The sequence below is a fragment of the Paenibacillus tepidiphilus genome (assembly GCF_008635795.1).
Taxonomy (GTDB): domain Bacteria; phylum Bacillota; class Bacilli; order Paenibacillales; family Paenibacillaceae; genus Paenibacillus_AQ; species Paenibacillus_AQ tepidiphilus.
This window is the reverse complement of record NZ_VWRQ01000002.1, coordinates 102,339-121,671: the sequence shown is the minus strand read 5'-3', so window position 1 is coordinate 121,671 and position 19,333 is coordinate 102,339. Positions and strand designations below refer to the sequence as shown.

General features: G+C 52.6%; 12 protein-coding genes. 11 read left to right on the top strand and 1 reads right to left on the bottom strand.

Going from position 1 to position 19,333, the window contains the following annotated elements:
- Positions 1 to 18 precede the first annotated feature (18 nt).
- The 8 genes from F1379_RS02715 to F1379_RS02680 all read left to right on the top strand — a co-directional run bounded on the left by F1379_RS02715 (position 19) and on the right by F1379_RS02680 (position 13,728).
- Positions 19 to 924, top strand: coding sequence for a carbohydrate ABC transporter permease (locus tag F1379_RS02715; RefSeq protein WP_150266657.1), 906 nt, complete (start codon positions 19 to 21; stop codon positions 922 to 924).
- 69 nt (positions 925 to 993) lie between these two features.
- Entirely contained in the window at positions 994 to 2,580 is a 1,587-nt protein-coding gene (locus F1379_RS02710; RefSeq protein WP_150266077.1) for a DUF3502 domain-containing protein, read from the top strand.
- 105 nt (positions 2,581 to 2,685) lie between these two features.
- A complete protein-coding gene (locus F1379_RS02705; protein WP_150266075.1) occupies positions 2,686 to 6,474 on the top strand; it encodes a glycosyl hydrolase 53 family protein in 3,789 nt (1,262 codons plus the stop codon).
- A 159-nt stretch (positions 6,475 to 6,633) separates the two neighbouring features.
- Entirely contained in the window at positions 6,634 to 8,448 is a 1,815-nt protein-coding gene (locus tag F1379_RS02700; protein ID WP_150266073.1) for a sensor histidine kinase, read from the top strand.
- Positions 8,449 to 8,494: 46 nt separating this feature from the next.
- Positions 8,495 to 9,955: a response regulator transcription factor gene (locus tag F1379_RS02695; RefSeq protein ID WP_275262114.1), complete on the top strand. Its 1,461-nt coding sequence runs from the start codon at positions 8,495 to 8,497 to the stop codon at positions 9,953 to 9,955.
- A 202-nt stretch (positions 9,956 to 10,157) separates the two neighbouring features.
- Entirely contained in the window at positions 10,158 to 11,123 is a 966-nt protein-coding gene (locus F1379_RS02690) for an ABC transporter permease (RefSeq protein WP_150266656.1), read from the top strand.
- 12 nt (positions 11,124 to 11,135) lie between these two features.
- Positions 11,136 to 12,005, top strand: coding sequence for a carbohydrate ABC transporter permease (locus F1379_RS02685; RefSeq protein WP_150266069.1), 870 nt, complete (start codon positions 11,136 to 11,138; stop codon positions 12,003 to 12,005).
- Between the two features lie 49 nt (positions 12,006 to 12,054).
- Entirely contained in the window at positions 12,055 to 13,728 is a 1,674-nt protein-coding gene (locus tag F1379_RS02680; RefSeq protein ID WP_150266067.1) for an extracellular solute-binding protein, read from the top strand.
- A 447-nt stretch (positions 13,729 to 14,175) separates the two neighbouring features.
- On the opposite strand, the gene F1379_RS02675 is transcribed toward F1379_RS02680, so the two are convergent.
- Complete coding sequence (locus tag F1379_RS02675; RefSeq protein ID WP_150266065.1) at positions 14,176 to 15,033, bottom strand: AraC family transcriptional regulator; 858 nt, start codon at positions 15,031 to 15,033, stop codon at positions 14,176 to 14,178.
- A gap of 330 nt (positions 15,034 to 15,363) precedes the next feature.
- Here F1379_RS02675 and F1379_RS02670 point away from each other — a divergent pair, with 330 nt between their 5' ends.
- The 3 genes from F1379_RS02670 (at position 15,364) to F1379_RS02660 (ending at position 19,158) form a co-directional block, all read left to right on the top strand.
- Positions 15,364 to 16,323, top strand: a complete 960-nt coding sequence (locus F1379_RS02670; protein WP_150266063.1) for an ABC transporter permease — start codon at positions 15,364 to 15,366, stop codon at positions 16,321 to 16,323.
- A gap of 29 nt (positions 16,324 to 16,352) precedes the next feature.
- Complete coding sequence (locus F1379_RS02665) at positions 16,353 to 17,246, top strand: carbohydrate ABC transporter permease (RefSeq protein WP_150266061.1); 894 nt, start codon at positions 16,353 to 16,355, stop codon at positions 17,244 to 17,246.
- 115 nt (positions 17,247 to 17,361) lie between these two features.
- Positions 17,362 to 19,158, top strand: a complete 1,797-nt coding sequence (locus F1379_RS02660; protein WP_239004525.1) for an extracellular solute-binding protein — start codon at positions 17,362 to 17,364, stop codon at positions 19,156 to 19,158.
- The last annotated feature ends 175 nt before the right edge of the window (positions 19,159 to 19,333 follow it).

Here is a 19,333-nt window from a genome sequence, read left to right as displayed (position 1 = left end):
AGTTCAACTACGGCAAAGATTCCTGCAACAAAAGCGCGCAAGCGTACCAATTTAGATCAACTGGTGCTATCCCTTGTCGGATATATCACCCTTACCCTGCTAGCCATCTTCTGTATTATTCCTTTCTTGCTGGTGATTTCGGCTTCACTAAGCGAAGAAAGCTCGATTATAGAGAAGGGGTTCCAACTGATCCCGTCTACTTTCTCTACAGAAGCGTACAGCTTGCTGTTCAAGTATCCTGCTGATATGCTAAGAGCTTATGGCGTAACGATTACGGTTACTGTTGTCGGCACGGCGCTTGGATTGTTTCTGACCTCGATGACGGCGTATGTGCTGTCCCGGAGAGATTTCGAATGGCGCGGCCGCTTCTCGTTCTACTTCTTCTTCACCACCTTGTTCAGCGGCGGACTAGTGCCTTCGTATCTGCTGATCATTAACTTCCTGCACCTTAAGGATACGCTGCTGGTGCTGATTCTGCCGATGCTCCTGAACGTGTTCTATATCATCGTCATGAAGTCGTTCATGAGCAGTATCCCCGATGCGATCACGGAATCCGCCAAGATCGACGGGGCTGGCGACTTCCGCATCTTCCTGCAGCTGATTATCCCGTTGTCCAAGCCGGCACTGGCTACCATCGGATTGTTCATTGCCCTGGCTTACTGGAATGACTGGTATAACGCGCTGCTCTATATTTCGAAGTCGGAGCTTATGCCGCTCCAGTATTATCTGTACAAAATGTTGGGCAACATGGATGGTATGCGCAAAGCGATGATGGCCTCCGGGGCGGTCGTAAATTCCGATCTGCCGACCGAAAGCCTCAAGATGGCGATGACGATTGTCGCTACAGGGCCGATCCTGTTCGCTTATCCGTTCATCCAGAAGTATTTCGTGCAAGGCCTCACCATCGGTGCTGTCAAGGGATAATTCCGGGGCAACCCGGTTATCAATATATTTTTTCAAACCAATCATTCAACAACAGGGGGAATACAGGTCATGATGACTAAGAAAAAGAAACTCTCCATTACACTGGCAACGATGATGGCGTTAGGCTCCATTCTCAGCGCCTGCGGCGGCGGTAACAATGCCGCCAATACCGGCTCGGAAGCGACGAACGCACCGGCCAACGCTACAGAAGGGGCAGCCGCCAACTCCGGCGCCCCGGATACGTCCAAGGAAGTGAAGCTCAAGATGATCCTGGTCGGCGGCCAGCCCGGCGACTACGACAAGGTATTCGGCGAGCTGAACACCATCCTGAAAGAGAAGATCAACGCTACTGTAGAGACGGAATTCCTGGACTGGGCGGACTGGACACAGAAGTATCCGCTGAAATTTGCCGCCAATGAGGATTTCGACCTGGTGTATACTGCGAACTGGGCGTTCTATAATGACCAGGCTCTGAAAGGCGGCTTCCTGGAATTGACCGAGGATATGCTGTCCAAGTATATGCCGCAAACCTGGGAGAACATGCCTAAGGTAAACTGGGATCAGGCCAAGGTGGACGGCAAGATCTTTATGGTTCCAAACAATAACGTTGAGGTAACCGATAAGGTTGTACTGTACCGTGAGGATCTGCGCAAGAAGTACAATCTGCCGGAAATCAACAGTCCTGAAACTTATGCCGATTACTTGAAAACGGTTGCTAAGGAAGAAACCGGAATCAATGCCTTCGGAGCAAAGCCAGCCGACGGCTGGAAATTCCATGAACTGGACCAGACTCTGCTGGAGCAGAACAACAATTTCAACCTGGTAGACGCCAACCTGCTGCCGCTGGCCTACAAGCTGGATGATGCTTCGGGCCAAATCTTCAACATCTATGACACGCCTGAATTCACCGAGCTGCTGAAATACTACAAGGATTTGGCCGATAACGGAGCCTGGTCCAAAAACGTAGTCAGCAACAAAAATGATGTATGGCAGGATATCAAAGCCGGAAAGGTATCGTCCTATGCACACAATCTGGGGACGGTAGCCGCCAACCTGGCCGAAATGCGCCGCGATAAGCCGGAAGTAGAGCTTGGCATTGCCGATCTTACTCCGGACAAGAAGAAGATCGCCGCTATTGCAACCCAGAACGGTATGTCCATCCATGCCACCTCCAAAAATCCGGAGCGTGCGCTGATGCTGATTGACCTGCTGCAGAACGACAAGGAAATTCACGACCTGACCATGTATGGCATTGCCGGAACCCACTACAATCCGGAGGGTGACGACAAGTACACTGCCGGTCCTGCAGCTGCCAACTACACCGGGTTCTCGAACTGGGGCTGGAACTCCCCGCTGAACCGTCAGGATGCAGCGTATCCGAAGGAAGCCGACGACATGTTCAACGACTGGCAGGCCAATGTGTACCACTTCCCGCTGGAAACCTTCGTCTTTGATACGGCGAATGTGAAGAACGAAGTGGCCAATATCGGCAACGTGATGCTGCGTTATGCCATTCCGCTGGAATACGGTCTGATTGATGATCTGGAGAAAGGCCAGGCCGATCTGATCAAGCAGCTGAAATCGGCCGGCATCGACAAGGTTCAAGCCGAAATGCAGTCCCAGGTTGACGCCTTCCTGGCGGCTCAGCAGCAATAGAGTCATGCTTCCGGGCTGCTCCAAAGTATAGCTTTGGAGCAGCCTTTACTATACAAGCAGGTAAGTGGCTCCAGTGTTTACAACATTCCTCGGGGAGGTCCTAATGTGAAAAGCAGGAAAAGAGTTCTGGCCCTTATTCTATTCATGGCAATGCTACTGTCCACGGTATCCGCCCTTGCACCGGCACAGGCGGCAGCATCCGCCGTTCCCGGATCGTTCGCCAAAGGAGCGGATATCAGCTGGCTGCCGCAGCTGGAGGCGCTGGGATATAAATTTTACAATGACAACGGACAAGAACAGGATTTATTGCAGATCCTTAAGGATCATGGAATCGACTCGATCCGGATCAGAGCCTGGGTTAATCCGTCGGATGATCCGTCCAACGGACATAACAGTACGGAAGAAGTTGTTGCTTTGGCTTCACGTGTAAGCGCTCTCGGATTCAGGGTGATGATTGATTTCCACTACAGCGACAGCTGGGCGGACCCGGGAAAGCAGATCACACCTGCCGCATGGACGGACGCTGATCTGGAGCAGCTCAAGGTCCATGTATCGGAATATACCTCCGAGGTCATGAATGAGCTTAAAGCAGCTGGCGTTACTCCGGAGTGGGTGCAGATCGGAAATGAAATCAATAACGGTATGCTGCATCCGCTGGGGAGCTACAGCAATATTTCCAATCTGGTCCAGTTGCTTCAGGCAGGATCCAGTGCAGCCAAATCGGTATTTCCCGATATCAAGGTCATTATCCATAGAGCAAACGGAGCCGACACAGGAGTTGATCCCTTCTATGCCGGCCTGGTAGCTGCCGGTCTTCAGGACAGCGATTACGATATCATCGGGTTGTCTTATTATCCTGACGCAATATTTACAACTTCAATTAATGAATTAAGCGAGAATATGAATAATCTTGAGCAAAAATACGGCAAGGAAGTTATGATTGTTGAAGTCGGAGGGAACGTCTCCGAGGATGTCGACAGCGTATACAACATGCTTGTAGCCGTGCAAGAGAATTTGCATAATGTTCCAAACAACAAGGGAACCGGTATATTCTACTGGGAACCTACGGGGATCTTGTTCGACTACCCGTTATCCGCATGGAACAGAGACGGTTCACCGACGATTGCAATGGATGCATTCATTGACGGTGCAGCCCAAATCAACCGCTATCCGGTGGAATCGGTAACGCTGGATAAGGCTCAGACTACGATTGAAGTAGGCGGGAATGACCAATTGAACGCTGTCTTCACTCCTTCGAATGCAACCTACAAGGGAGTAAAATTTACAAGCTCCAATCCGGATGTGGTCAAAGTGGACCTGTACAAGGGCACCATTTCCGGGATCTCTGCGGGTAGTGCAACGGTAACGGCGGTTACCTATGATGGCGGATTTACGGCCGCGAGCGAAGTCACTGTTATCCCAAGCAGCAATCTGGTCCAGAACCCCGGGTTTGAGGACGGGTTGAATTCATGGACCCTTACAGGAGATGAAAGCGCAGTCACGATCGAAAATGACATGTACTCCGGCTCGTCGGCACTGCACTATTACAGTCCGTCTCCTGCCGAATTCACGGTTTCCCAGACCATCACGGGACTGGAAAGCGGAGCTTATTCGTTGTCGGCCTGGGTTTCGGGCGGCGGCGGTGAAGAAGTCTCGGAGATCTTCGCCGGCGATGCAGCGCAGAGCTTCACCAATACCGGCTGGAGAGAGTGGAGTAATCCGGCGATCCATGATATAGAAGTCACAGATGGAACACTGACGATAGGCGCACGTTATAAACTGGGGGACGGGGAGTGGGGCAACCTTGACCACTTCGAGCTGAAGAAAATAGACAATACCCAACTGAAAGATTTGACGGTCGATGGCGTAACGGTTCCCGGCTTCGATGCCAAGATTCAGGACTATCACGTAGTTCTGCCTTATGGTACGGATACGCTGCCGTTAATAGCGGCGACAACCGAGACCGGAGGAACCGCCGAGATTTCCCAGGCGACCGCATTGCCTGGCGTTGCCAAGGTGGTTGTAACGGGTGACGGGACAAGAACGTATACGATTCACTTCACAGTGGATTCGAATCCTGTCATCAACTCAAGCTTTGAGAATGTCAAGGAAGACGGTACTCCGGAAGGCTGGACCCTTCCTGACGCAACGGCATTGACGGAGGGCTCCGCCTACACCGGAAGCAGATCGCTTGGATTCTGGAAGGAGACGGCCTATACCTTTGAGGCTTATCAGGAGCTTACCGGCCTGGAGAGTGGAACCTACACGCTGACGGCCTGGTCGCAGGGCGCCGGAGATGAAGTGAAGAATCAGCTGTTCGCCGCTGCCGGCGATCAGACGCCATTAACGGCCAGCTTCACGAATAAGGGCTGGAATGTGTGGAATCAGGCAACCATTGAACAGATTAAGGTTACTGACGGGACGCTGAAGATAGGGGTGTCACTGGACGCCAAAGCCAAGAACTGGGGCTCTTATGACGACTTCGTGCTGGTGAAGACCGGTGAAGAGCCGGGCACGCAGCCAGAGCCGCAGCCAGAACCAGAGCCACAGCCAGAGCCACAGCCGCAGCCGCAGCCACAACCAGAACCAGAGCCACAGCCACAGCCACAGCCAGAAACGCAGGTGCCGCCATCCAGCGGGGAGACAGGAAATCCTTCTTCCGGTAACGCAACCGGAGGCAGCAGTACTCCGGCGGGAGAGCCTGTCGTTACTGTTACCGGTAACACTGCGGTCTACAGCGTGCCGGTCAAGGCAACAACAGCTGCTGGAACAGGTATATCCACGGCCAAGCTGGACACGGCTGTCAACAGCGGATTGCTGCTGAAGGCTAAAGCCTCCGAAGCGGCCGGGCAGCAGACGGCCATTGAACTCAAGCTGGAGGCCGCAGCCAATGCACAGGCTATCCATTTGTCTGTTCCGAAGGAAGCGCTCAAGCTGCTGACAGATGGCACATTAGCGGATTTAAGGGTGAACACAGGCATTGTCTCCGTCACCTTTGATCATCAATCGGTAGCTGCCATGAACCGTGCGGCAGCGGATAGCGAGATCAGCATCACGAAGCTTGCCGGCTCCGGCTTCCCGGAGACGGTCCGGAGCAGAATCGGGGACGGGCCTGTAGTTGACGTTTCGGTTACATCAGGCACCGCTGAAATGACCGAATTTAACGGGGGGACAATCAAGATCAGCCTGCCGTATGTTCCTAAGCCGGGTCAACAGGTGAATGCCATTGTCGCCTACTATATCGACCAGACCGGCAGCCTGAAGGCCGTCCGGGGAGGTTATGATGCTTCCGCAGGAACGGTAAACCTTCAGACCACCCATCTTTCCCGCTATGCGGCAGGATACAACGAAGTGAACTTCTCTGATGTCGGCTCCGGGCATTGGTCTAACGGGGCGGTTGGTTATCTGGCGGCAAGAGAGATTGTGAACGGTGTAGGAGGAAACGCCTTTGCACCGGAGAACAAGGTAACGCGGGCTGATTTCCTGATGATGATCATGAAAGCTTATGGAATCGAAGCGGATGCCGCCATCACCGGCAATTTCGCAGATGCCGGGAACAGGTATTACTCCGGCTATGTGGGCACCGCGCGCAAATTGGGATTGGTATCCGGTACAGGAGACAATCAATTTAAGCCGGAGGCAGTCATCAGCCGCCAGGATATGTCCGTTATGTTCTACAACGCCCTGAAGCACCTGGGCGAACTGCCTGGTGGTATAAACGGAAAGAGCTATGACAGCTTTGTCGATGCAGCCGCTGTATCCGGTTATGCCAAAGAGGCGCTGAAATCATTGGTGGAGGCAGGCCTCATCGCGGGAGACAGCAACCGTCTGGACCCTAAGGCCGATGCTACCCGGGCGCAAGCAGCTCAGATGTTATACAACGCTATCAAGTAAGGTAATAGAAGAGCTCAATAGGAGGCGCCGGAAATATTTCCGGCGCTTTTGCCGCAGACGAATATTGACTTTCAGTTGATAAACCATAGAATGTATAGATAAATCATGTCGGAATGGATTGTAGAAGACCATAGAGTGGATTGAGCCGAAGGAGGAGCAATGGCGAACAACAGGCGGCAGGCGTTCGGGAGAACCTTCAAATTCAGCACGAAGCTGATTATTGCCCTATCGGCTGCCAATATTCTGATTTCCAGCATTACGGGCATCATTACGTACCGCATCCATTTGTCGCTGTTCAACGAAGAGATCAGCCGCCAGTATTATATGACCACGGAGCAAATTCTGGCCCAGCTGGATTCCAGAGTCAATGATATGTACCGGGTCACCGATTATATCACCTTGAATCCGTCGGTCAGCCAGGCGGTCATGGAGCAGAGTGAAGGGTCCGGCTCCTATGAACGGATGAAGCTTGAACAGATGCTCGACAAGGAGATCTATCAAGTCCGGCTGGATGCGCCGGAAATTATGGGAATCCGTATTTATGACCTGAAGGGGAATATTCTGAACCTGGGTTCGTTCTCAGGCCGGTTCAATAATTTTACAGACGCATTTATGGACGATATGATGTCAAGGCTTGCGCTGACCGGCGGAGAGTACGTATGGAGCCGCGCTATTGAAAGCGATTTCCTGCCGGCGAATACCGCCAATGCCAACGTGGTGCTGGCCGGCCGGCTGATGCGTACGATAGAGCTGGACACCTACGGGATCATGCTGATCCTGTTCAACAATTCGTTGTTTGAATCCCATATGAAGGACCTGCGCATTCATGAGGATACCGAAGCGTATTTATTCGACGGGGAAGGAAAGCTGGTCTATTCCTTGAATGGTTCAGACACCCCGGAGGTGCCGCTGCTGACCGATATGCCGGCGGAGGGGAACATGGTGCGCAAGGAACATGGCGTCTCCTACATGTATACGAGACAAGCCTCGGAGAAGGTCGGCTTTACGCTGGTGAGCCGGGTATCGCTGGCGCAAATTCAGAACGGCAGCCGGGTGATTCTGCAGGTGGCGGTAGCTTCGGCCCTGGCCAGTCTGGTCAGCCTCTGCATCATTATTACAGTGATCAGCCGCATGCTGCTCCGTCCGATGGGCAGTCTGGTGCGGGGCATGCGGCATGTACGGGAGGGCAGGTTCGATACCCGGATTGAAATCCGCAGCCGGGATGAGCTGGGGTATTTGGGTGAGAGCTTCAACAATATGACCGCCCATATCGAGAATTTGATTTATGAAATTTATGAACGGAGGATTAATGAGAAGGAGGCTGAGTTAAAGGCGATTCAGGCTCAGCTGAACCCGCATTTTCTGTATAATACGCTGGGCATGTTCTTCTGGAAATTCTACAGGCTCGGAGATGAGCGGTCCGCCCGCCTGATTAACAGTCTCTCGGAGATGCTGCAATATACCCTGGAGCCGGTTCAGCAAATGACGACGCTGCGGGATGAGCTCCGGCAAATCAACAACTATCTGGACATCCAGAAGGAACGGTCTCCGGATTCGCTCACCGCCGAAATTGCGGTTCCGGAAGAGCTGATGGATTGCCGCATGTTCCGGCTGCTGCTGCAGCCGATTGTCGAGAATGCGTTCGTTCATGCCTTCCGCAACCTGAAGACCGGCCGCCGTCTGCTGATTACCGGCCGTGCTCAGGCTGGCGGAGAAGGCGCCGAGCCGATGCTTGTACTGGAGATCAGCGATAACGGCAGCGGAATGCCCCCGGAAACGGTTGACCGTATTCTGCACCCGCCGCAAGAGCAGGTTCACGATAAACGGAAGCGTATAGGAACGGGAAGCGTTATCCGGCGGATCGAGCTCGCCTACGGCGCTCCGTACGGAGTTGAATTTGAGTCGGTGCCCGGCGAAGGAACGCTGGTGCGGTTGACATTGCCTTACCGGCTGCAGGAGAGTGAAGAGAATTGATTGGAAAATTGCTTGTCGTAGACGATGAAACTGGTTCCGTGAGGGCCTGGTGCAATTAATTACCGGCAACCAGCTTGGCTGGGAGGTGGTCGGTGAAGCCTCTGACGGGGAGGAGGCCATGCAGGCGGTAGAGCTGTACAAGCCGGACCTGATCATCACCGATATCAATATGCCGGTGATGGACGGGCTGCAGTTCATGGAATGGCTGTCCCGCTATCATCCGGACATCAAGGTGATCATTCTGACCGGCTACCGGGATTTCGAGTATGCCCGGCGTGCGCTGCGCTACGGGGCGGTGGAATTTCTGCTGAAGCCCTTCTCGCTGGATGAAGCTTACCGCGTCTTCCGTAAGGCCTATGAGGAGCTGAGGCTGAAACAGCTGAAATCAAGGTTCGCCAGGCAGGAAGAGCAGACCGGGCTGTTCCGGGCTGCGTTATTCGGGCTGCCCTGCGAACGGACCCTCCGGGAGAGCTGGGAACGGCAATGGCAGGAAGCTGATTTCTGTATCCTGCAGGTTCACGGCTATGAGCTGCCGGGCAAACAATACACTCCGGGCGATATCGACCTTCTCCATTACGCGGTAACGAATATTTTGCAGGAGCTGCTGCAGCGATATCCTGTTGAAGGGCTATATTTTCCGTTGCGTAAGGATGCCTTTGCATTTCTGCTGAAGCCCCGCTCCATGGCTGAGACCTACCGTACAGACGTGCAGGAGGCATTACGCCGCTTCATTGAGCTAAAGACAAGCTGGCTGGAGCTGGGTGTGGTGCAGCAGTTTGCCGATCTCGCGAAGCAATTCGGAATTCATTCAGGAGAAGGAAACGGCAGAGTGGCGGATGTGGCAACCGTAGACGGCTTCGCCCTGCTTAAGGAGGAGCTGCTGGCGCTGCTTGTCACCAGTGATTTGCCGGCGGCGGAGCGCAGGCTGGAGGACTATGTGAATGAGGCGGCTGTGGCCGGACTTCAGGCCTGCAAAACAAGAATCTATACCCTGATCACTGTGTTTTCCAGTATTCTGCTGACTGATTTCAAGCATATCAAAGCGGCTATGGCGAGCGAGGAGCTGAATCCCTCCCGTATCCTCAAGTTTCGGACGGTGCAGGAGCTGGTGTCCTGGGCCAGAGATAAATGCAAAGAGTTTACGGGCATTTTCGCTGACTGGCTGAACCGGGGACAGGACAATGCCGTGCTCCAGGCGAAGCAATACATTGACAGCCATTACCAGGAGGACTGTTCGCTGCAGACCGTAGCTGCGCACGTGCATGTTACGCCCAACTATCTCAGTAATTTGTTCAAAAAAGAGACCGGCACCGGCCTTACCAATTACGTCGCCCAACTGCGGATCGAGGAAGCCAAGCTGCTGCTGCAGCGCAGCCGCCTGCGGATGACGGAGATTGCCGGAGAGGTCGGCTTCGATAATTCCAGCTATTTCACGGTTGTCTTCAAGCAGATGACTGGAGAATCGCCGCGCGAGTTCCGGAAGCGGGCTCTGGACCGGCAGGAGTAGAGACAAGACTGCTGATACCGGAAGGTTGAACCATATCCATATCCGCTTCCTGGAGCCGCCCGGCCTTGCACGCCGGGCGGCTCTTTAGTGTGTAGAATATCAAAAAAACATCGTAGGATTTTAAATGTTCCGGCCAAGCGCGCCCGGTACAATCAATGTATAACCAATAAACAAAGAGAGCACGATGGGAGAGGAGTACGTGATGGAGATTACAAATGCAGCCGCGGCTGCACAGCCGAACGGCCCTGAAGTAAAGGGGAGATTCAGCGGGCCGAAATGGAAACGCTTCAAAACAAACATTCCCCTGCTGCTGATGTTCACGCCGGTCATCCTGTTTTACCTGATTTTCCGGTACGCTCCTATTGGCGGGCTGGTCATTGCCTTTAAGGATTACAACTTTTACGACGGGGTATTTAACAGCCCCTGGGTCGGCTTTCATTACTTTGAGGTTCTGTTTCAGGACCCCCGGACTCTGGAAATTATCCGCAACACCCTGATGCTCAGCCTGCTGAGTCTGGCCGTCGGCTTTCCGATTCCGATTATACTGGCGATCATGCTCAATGAAGTGCGCAATATGGCCTTTAAACGGACGGTCCAGACTATTGTGTATATGCCGCATTTCTTGTCGTGGGTCATTATTGCCATGCTGGTAAGCACGGCGTTTGCCATGGAGAACGGACTGGTCAACCGGATTGTGGAGCAGCTTACCGGTGAAGCTTATCCTTTTATGTACGAGAAGCTGTCCTGGATCAGCATATTTGTCGGATCGGGCATCTGGAAGGATATGGGCTTTAATGCGATCATCTTCCTGGCCGCTCTGTCCGCCATCGATCCCAGCTTGTATGAAGCGGCGGGAATGGATGGGGCAGGCAAGCTGAAGCAGATCTGGCATATTACCCTCCCCGGCATCCGTCCCACCATTATCCTGCTGCTTATTCTGTCGATGGGCCGGGTGATGGAGGTTGGCTTTGACCAGGTGTTCATGCTCCAGAATGCCAATGTGAACGAGATTGCCGATGTCATCAGCACCTACATATACCGGATCGGTCTGCAGGGTGCACAGTTCAGTCTGACCACGGCAATGGGATTATTCGAATCATTGGTAGCGTTTATCCTGGTGTTCACAGCCAACACGATTGCGCGCAAATTTGATCAAGGTCTTTGGTAAGGAGGATACCCGATGCGGGACAGCAGAAGTGAGAAGCTTTTCTATCTGATGAACTATGTATTATTGACAATAATTGCGCTAAGCTGCATTACACCGCTCCTGAACGTAATTGCTTTATCACTGAGCGGGGCGGATGCGGTGGCCAGCGGGAAGGTCACGCTGTGGCCGGTGGAGCTGAGCCTGTCATCCTTCGAAAGCTTATTTACAGGAACTCCGATCATGCGCTCCTTCTGGAACAGCGTGCAGATTACTCTAATCGGGACGGCATTAAGCATGCTGGTTACGGTGATGGCGGCTTATCCCTTATCCAGAAGGCAGTTTTACAGCCGCCGTTTCTTCACGCTGATGATGGTGTTCACAATGATCTTTAACGGAGGGCTGATTCCGACCTACCTGGTGGTGCAGAATCTTGGACTTGTGAACAGTTACGCCGCCTTATGGCTGCCTGGTCTGGTCAGCACCTACAATATGCTGCTGATGCGATCCGCCTTTGAGCAGCTGCCCAGCGAGGTGGACGAAGCGGCCAAGATTGACGGCTGCGGGGAGACGGGAATTCTGCTGCGGATTGTTCTGCCGCTGTCCAAGCCCATGCTGTCCACGCTAGCCCTATTTTACGGAGTCGGTTATTGGAACTCCTTCATGAGCGTCATGATTTATATCAACGATACCGCCAAATACAATATGACCGTGCTGGTGCAGAATATGATCAAATCGACTTCCATGATTCAGGACTTCGCAGACCCGACCATGCTGGCCACGATGACACCGGAAGGGATACGTTCCGCCGCCGTCATTGTGATGATTGTTCCGATCCTGGCGGTGTATCCGCTGCTGCAAAAGTATTTCGTAAAGGGTGTTATGCTCGGTTCGATCAAGGGTTAACGGGCCGGACGTTCTCCATATTTATACTACAAGAAAGCGGGGTTTCATCATGAGTTTATTCAATAAACTGCCTAAGTTAATGTTAATGGCCGGCTTAGGGGCCGGCTTGCTGGCGGGATGTTCGGGTGACAAAGAGCCGGCTGCAGGAAACGCAGGCAATGCGGGCAATACAGAAGCCAAGGAACGGGGCAGCATCTCTTCGACCATCTATGACCGGGGCTCGGTTCCGAACGGGATGGGGACGATTGAAGACAATATGTGGACCAAATGGATCAACGAGAACGGTCCGGCCAATGTGAAATTCGTAGCCATACCGCGCTGGGAGTCACAGTCCAAGCTGAATGTACTCCTGGCTTCGGGCAGCGCACCCGACGTGATCTTCGAGTTCGGCACCAGTATCCGCAACCAGATGTTTGACCAGAAGCAGCTGATGCCGCTGGATGATCTCATTGAGCAGCACAGTGTGGAGTACAAGGCGCTGCTGGAGAAATATCCCCAGCTGAAGCAGGCCGGGATCAAATCGGACGGCAAGCTGTACGAATTCGGCCGGATGAACGAGGTATATCCGCTGGTGAGCGTGTTCATCCGCGAGGACTGGCTGCAGAAGCTGGGACTTGAGGTTCCGACCACGGAGGAGGAATTCCTGGCCGTGGCCAAGGCTTTCACCGAGCAGGACCCGGACGGCAACGGCGTGGACGATACCTACGGGATCGGCGGCTTTGAATTCGGCGACAATGCCGGGCTGTTCCGGTATATCTTCAACGCCAACTGGGTCAATCTGGATGAGAACGGTGAAATTCAGGTGGGTCCCGAACGCCTGAAGGCTGAGGCCGAGTTCAAACGGGCGCTGTACGAAGCAGGGGTCGTAGACAAAGACTTCCTGAGCGACAAAGACGGCTCCAAATCGAAGCAGGACTTCCTGAACGGCAAGATCGGCATCTATGCCTTTATGACCAACGATTATATGGGCTTCGCTTCCCGTGAGCTGGACACGCTGATGAAGAATGTGCCGGATTCCAAGCTGAAAATCATGCCTCTTCCCAAGACGTCCGCCGGACAATTCACGACCGTCTGGAACAATCCGGTCCAAATGACCGCAGTCGTGAACGCCCGGGCCAAGAATCCGGAAGCCATCATGGAATATATTGATTTCCTGGTCAAGCCGGACACCGGACGCACCTTCCGCTACGGCATCGAAGGCGAGCATTATAACTTAGAGGCGGACGGCAAGCCGGTCATTCTGGACCAGGAGAAATACAAGAATGAAGTAAGCTGGGCCAGCGATTTCGCCATGGTGTACAGCCGTCTGGAGGAAGGCCAATACGGATACGCGGAAACGCAGTTCGATGAAGCGATTCCGGCCCAGAAGGAAGCTTTGCGCCTGTTCCGGGAAGCGGTCGATACGTATATGACCGACCTGCCGGTGGGCGAAGGCTTGACCCACTCCGAGCATATGCCGCAGCTGCCGAAGGAGCTGCAGGTGAAGTTCAGCAATGTCACAGCCGCTGTCCATGATATTTATACCAGAGCCATTATCAGCGGCAGCAAATATTCGATGGAGCAGGCAGCGAGCGATGCACAGAAGCAGTGGGAAACCGGCGGCGGTGCGGAGATCGTAGAGTGGTACAAGGAATGGTGGAGCAAGGAGAAGGACAATGTCCTGATCTGGAGCGACTTCTACGAAATTTACGAGCAGCAGCAGGCGGCGCTTACCGCCAAATAATCTATAAATGAGCAAAGGATAGCCGCCGGGGAGAGCCCTGGCGGCTATTTGCGCGCGTGTCCTTATACTCCATTGCAAATATAGTCCATTGTAAATATAGTCCGATGCAAATACAGTCCGATGCAAATACAGTCCGATGCAAATACAGTCCAATGCCATTATAGTCCAATGCAATTAGATCGATTTTCGCACACTAATTTGGCCTTTTTTGGGGATTTCAGCCATCTAATTCGATTATCGCCACTTCATTCGGTTGATATTGGCGAAATCATTGATTTTCGGCCATATTAAGTGGCGATTTTCCAACTAGACTGGCAGAAATCTCCGTACAGGCGAAATTAGGTGGCGATTTTCCAATTAGATAAGAGGGGGAAGCTGTAGGAACGGTAGCGACCGTCCGCCTGGAGCACACAGTGCGCTCATGCATCCACAACCCGCCTGTACGCGCTAATTTAATCTGTAGGCCTTGGGAGAGACTCCGAACACTTTGGAGAATTGCCGGCTGAAATAGTTGCTGTCGTTAAATCCGCACTGGCAGGAGATCGTTGTAATGGGAAGTCTGGTCTGTTTCAGCAGGGCGCAGGCCCGGTCAAGACGCAGGCGTATCAGATAGGACATCGGCGTGGTCTGATAATACGATTGAAAGATGCGGTTCAGATGCCGCACAGAAATGCGCGAACTGTCTGCTATATCCTCTAACGTGATCGGCTCCAGATAATGGTCTTCGATATAGGAGATGGCATTTGCCAGATGCATCAGGTTGCTGGGCGTGCTCTTTTCCTGGGTGTCATATTGCCGGGATAAATGCACGACGAGCTCCATAAACCGCGAAAGCACCATCGTCTGATACCCTTGCTGCTTCTTGATATATTCGTCTATCATCACGGAAATCACGGTGAAGATATATTCCAGGTTGTTCAGGGACAAGTTGAGTGTGCTGGTGTAGGCATGAAGATTGCGGTAGAACGGTTCGATTACAAATAACGCCTGGAATCCGTTGGAGGTTCTGAGATCCGGGCCGATGGAGCGCAAAATTTCGGGCTTGTACATGATATTGCAGATTTTAAAATCATGAGGGTCCTTGTAGGCATGGTTGGACTCTCCGCTGACGACGAATATGTTGCCCTTCTTAATAAAATACCTCTCGTTGTTGACGACATGGGTAGCATGTCCGTTCAGCACGATGACAAGCTCAGAGAATTCAATATGCCGGTGCATAAAAATATCGTCCTCATGCCCTCCATATTGAATGTAGAATGGGAATTGTTCATCCTTCGTAAACCAGTCCAAGTAGACGTTGTTCATGATCTCCCCGCCTCAACAGAAGTGTGACTATATCATGCTACAGGGCCGGCCCAAAAATCAAGGATGGAATATTAGCATGGCATCCGGATCATGCGAATATGCTCCAGAGCCGCTGCGGTAATCGCAGTGGTTCTTCTTGTAATTATAGAGCAATAAATGGCTATATAATGCTTGTTTGGCGACGCAATAGTCAAGGTGCCGGTCCCTGCTCTGAAATAAAATGAGGGGGTACAGATCCGGAAGCCCATTTGTAAACGAAAGAATGAAAGCGCTATATTTTCTGGGTGCGGCTTCCAAAAAAAGACAAACAGCAGATAGAGGGGGAGTTAGATGAGCACCGGTTTGGCCAAGATTCCAGAGCACCCGGCAAGACGCAGGGACCGTTATCAACTAAAGGGGAAGTACAAGCTTTTTCTGATTGCCTTGCCGTTTCTGGTTCTGGTCTTCTTGTTTTCTTATTTACCTTTGTATGGGTGGATTTACTCTCTGTACAACTATTTCCCGGCCATTCCCTTGTCGCAAAGTGAATTTGTCGGCCTGCGCTGGTTCACGATGATGTTCTCGAATGAAGTGCAGCGCGACGAGATGATGCGTGTATTGCGTAACACCTTCGCGATCAGCTCACTGGGGATCGTCACCTCGGTATTTCCGGTGATCTTCGCCATCCTGCTGCAGGAAATCCGCAGCACGAAGTTCAAGCGGCTCGTCCAGACCTTTACTACGCTGCCCAATTTTATCAGCTGGGTACTGGTATATTCCTTTGCGTTCATGATGTTCGCCGTCGACAACGGCTTCGTCAACAACCTGCTGCTGAGACTGGGCTGGATCGATACGCCGCTGAATATTCTGGCTTCGGATAATCATACCTGGCTGGCTATGACCCTCTGGGGGGTGTGGAAGGGGCTTGGCTGGGGAGCCATCATGTATATTGCCGCGATCACGGGTATTGATACGGAATTATATGAGGCGGCCAGAGTGGACGGGGCGGGCCGGTTCAAGCAAATCTGGCATATCACCGTGCCGGGGATCATCCCCACTTACTTCGTGCTGCTGATCCTGTCCATCGCCAACTTCATCAATAACGGGCTCGATCAATATTTCGTATTCGCCAATGCCATGAACATGAGCAATATCGAAGTGCTTGACCTGTATGTGTATAACATCGGAATGGCCAATTCCAATTTCGGATTCGCCACCGCCGTAAGCATTATGAAGTCGCTTGTCAGTCTGTTTCTGCTGTTCTTGGCCAACGGAATGTCGAAGGTAGTCCGCGGCGAGAGCATTATCTAGTGTCCATGGAAGGGAGGAAACGCGCATTTATGGCCTTGAAAAACAAGTTCAGCTTATTCGATGTCATCAACTATACGGTGCTTACTTTATTCACCCTCGCTTGCATCTTCCCGTTCTACTATCTGTTCATCAACACGATCAGCAATAATGATTTGAGCAGCCGGGGACTCATTATGTTCTATCCGCAAGAGATTCAGTTCTCCAACTACAAGCATGTATTTCAGATTCCGGGACTGACGCTGGCCGCAGGCGTGACCGTGGCGCGTACGGTGATCGGAACCGCTTTGACCGTAGTGGCCTCAGGGCTGCTGGGCTACCTGTTCACAAAGAACGAGATGTGGGGCCGCCGGTTCTGGTACCGCTTTCTTGTGATCACGATGTATTTTAACGCCGGGTTGATTCCCTGGTACCTCACCATGCGCAATCTGGGATTAACGAACAACTTCCTTGCCTATATTGTGCCCGGCATTGTGTCGCCCTTCTTTATCATTCTGGTCAAAACCTTTGTGGAATCGACGCCGGTGGCCCTGCAGGAATCGGCACAAATGGATGGGGCCGGGTACATGACGATCTTCTGGAAGATTGTCATGCCGCTGATTACGCCGATTCTGGCGACAATCACCATCTTCTCTGCCGTCGGGCAATGGAATCAGTTCTATGACACCCTGTTTCTGGTCACGGATTCCAAGCTGTTCACCCTTCAATTTATATTGTGGCGGTATATGAATGAGGCGTTGTCGGTGGCAGAAATCATGAAGCAGTCCTCCGGGGGAGCCCTGCGGGCGAATTTATCCATCATGCCGACGCCAACCTCGATCCGGACGACGGTTTCGATTATTGTCGTGATTCCGATTCTGCTCGTGTATCCTTTCTTCCAGCGTTATTTCGTAAAAGGCATTATGATCGGTGCGATCAAAGGCTAAGGGGATTCTCCTACCCGGTATGAGGAGGTGAGCCATCTGCTGCAAGCGATTGCAGCCAAGCGGATCTAAGTATGGGTATTGTGAACACACCATTTAGCGGGAGGTCATTGCAAGTATGTTGAGACCAAAGAAATCCTTATTGATTCTAGTCCTCGTGTGTATCCTGACCGTCTTCACCACGGCCTGCAACAGCGGCGGCAACAATGCAGCCGATTCTGCCAGCCCATCGCCCGGTCAAGCCGGGTCCGAAGGACAGAATAACGGAGACAGCCAGGTCATTACAGACTGGTCCAAGGAACCGGAAGTGACATTGTCGGTATTCTCCGTTCTGGCCAACTACGCCGGTGAGCAGCCGGGCTGGTTCGCCAAGCTGGTCAAAGACAAGTTCAATATCAAGCTGAACATCATTCAGGGCAGCACGGACCGGGTCGCCACACAGATGGCATCGGGTGACCTTGGTGATCTGGTTGTCGGGATGGGCGGGAAGAATTATACAGATTCCATCAAAGCCGGGCTGCTGCTGGATTGGACCAAAGACGGCCTGATCGACAAATACGCCCCCAATATGCAGAAATACGCCCCGCAGGCGCTGGAAGCGAACCGCAAGCAATACGGCGGCGGCACTTCAATCTACGGAATCGGCAATAATGTCGGCAGCGGCGACGGTCCGAGTGAAGGCGCTACCATGACATTCGGTCCGTACCTCCGCTGGGATCTGTACCAGGAGCTCGGCAGTCCGAAGATTCAAACGCTGGACGATTATCTGCCGGTCCTGAAGAAGATGCAGGAGCTTCAGCCCAAGAGCGAATCGGGCAAGAAAACGTACGGATTCTCGCTATGGTCGGACTGGGACGGAAATTTCTCCACACTGGCCAAGGTAACGGCGCAATTCTACGGCTATGCGGAGACCGACGGGTTCAACACCGGGGACATGATCCTCGTGAAAGCCGACGAAGCCAAATATCAGCCGATTCTGGACGAGGACAGCTATTACATGAAAGGCTTGAAATTCTATTTCGACGCCAATCAGATGGGCTTGCTCGATCCGGACTCCCTGACCCAGAAATTCGGGGACGTCTCCAACAAATTCAAGGACGGCCAAGTCCTGTTCGCGCAGTTCCCCTGGCTGGTCAATGTATACAATACGCCTGATCATACCTCGGACGGCAAAGGCTTTGCCCTCGTTCCGTTTGCAGAAGAGCAAATCTATTCGAACGGCTTCAATCCTTACGGCAGCGGCTGGCTCTGGTCGATTGGCGCCAAGACCAAGCACCCCGAGCGCGTAATGGCATTTCTGGACTGGATGTATTCTCCGGAGGGGGTAGCGGAAGGCTACCACGGTCCTAAGGGCATGTCATGGGATGTGGATGCGGAGGGCAAACCGGCCTTAACCGAGCTGGGCCTACAAACCATGTATAACCCGGATACGCCTATTCCGGATGAATACGGCGGCGGTGTATGGAGCGACGGAGCCGGCAACTTCGGCAAGCTGAACAACGGAACCATCATTACCTCAAGCATCAATCCGGAAACCGGCGAGCCCTATGATTTCAATCTCTGGACTTCTACGCTGACACGTAATCCGGACCCCGTTACGAAGAGCTGGAGAGAGGCCATGGGCGTGCTTACCGACAAGGAATGGTTCGTAAAGAACAACCAGGTGGCGATCATGAAGCCCTTCTTCAACGGTCAGGCACCGGCCGAGGAGCCTTCGGATATCAAGCTGAAGCATAGCCAGGTCGGGAAGGTCATTAAGGAATTCTCCTGGAAGATGATGTTCGCCAAGGATCAGGCTGAATTCGACAGTCTGAAGCAGGATTTGCTGACCAAAGCCAAGGGCCTCGGCTATGACGACGTAATCAAATGGCAGCTGGGCCAAACGGAAAGCACGGTATTCACAATGTATAAGTAAGTCTGATCTAACCCTTATGCTTACCTGATAGGAAGAATAACAAGCCATTTTCATCTCTCTTATGTCGGTTGCCGGGCAACGGATTCTGACGAGGGATTTGGAAGTGGCTTTTTTGTCTCATGTCCGTATCCTGCTATTTTTAGACCGTAAAATCAAGGATTGAGGACGCGGCTTT

Excerpts from the sequence above, each read along its gene's own strand:
- F1379_RS02710 (WP_150266077.1), top strand. The coding sequence starts at position 994 with ATGATGACTAAGAAAAAGAAACTCTCCATTACACTGGCAACGATGATG.
- F1379_RS02700 (WP_150266073.1), top strand. The coding sequence starts at position 6,634 with ATGGCGAACAACAGGCGGCAGGCGTTCGGGAGAACCTTCAAATTCAGC.
- F1379_RS02690 (WP_150266656.1), top strand. The coding sequence starts at position 10,158 with ATGGAGATTACAAATGCAGCCGCGGCTGCACAGCCGAACGGCCCTGAA.
- F1379_RS02685 (WP_150266069.1), top strand. The coding sequence starts at position 11,136 with ATGCGGGACAGCAGAAGTGAGAAGCTTTTCTATCTGATGAACTATGTA.
- F1379_RS02680 (WP_150266067.1), top strand. The coding sequence starts at position 12,055 with ATGAGTTTATTCAATAAACTGCCTAAGTTAATGTTAATGGCCGGCTTA.
- F1379_RS02675 (WP_150266065.1), bottom strand. The coding sequence starts at position 15,033 with ATGAACAACGTCTACTTGGACTGGTTTACGAAGGATGAACAATTCCCA.
- F1379_RS02670 (WP_150266063.1), top strand. The coding sequence starts at position 15,364 with ATGAGCACCGGTTTGGCCAAGATTCCAGAGCACCCGGCAAGACGCAGG.
- F1379_RS02665 (WP_150266061.1), top strand. The coding sequence starts at position 16,353 with ATGGCCTTGAAAAACAAGTTCAGCTTATTCGATGTCATCAACTATACG.
- F1379_RS02660 (WP_239004525.1), top strand. The coding sequence starts at position 17,362 with ATGTTGAGACCAAAGAAATCCTTATTGATTCTAGTCCTCGTGTGTATC.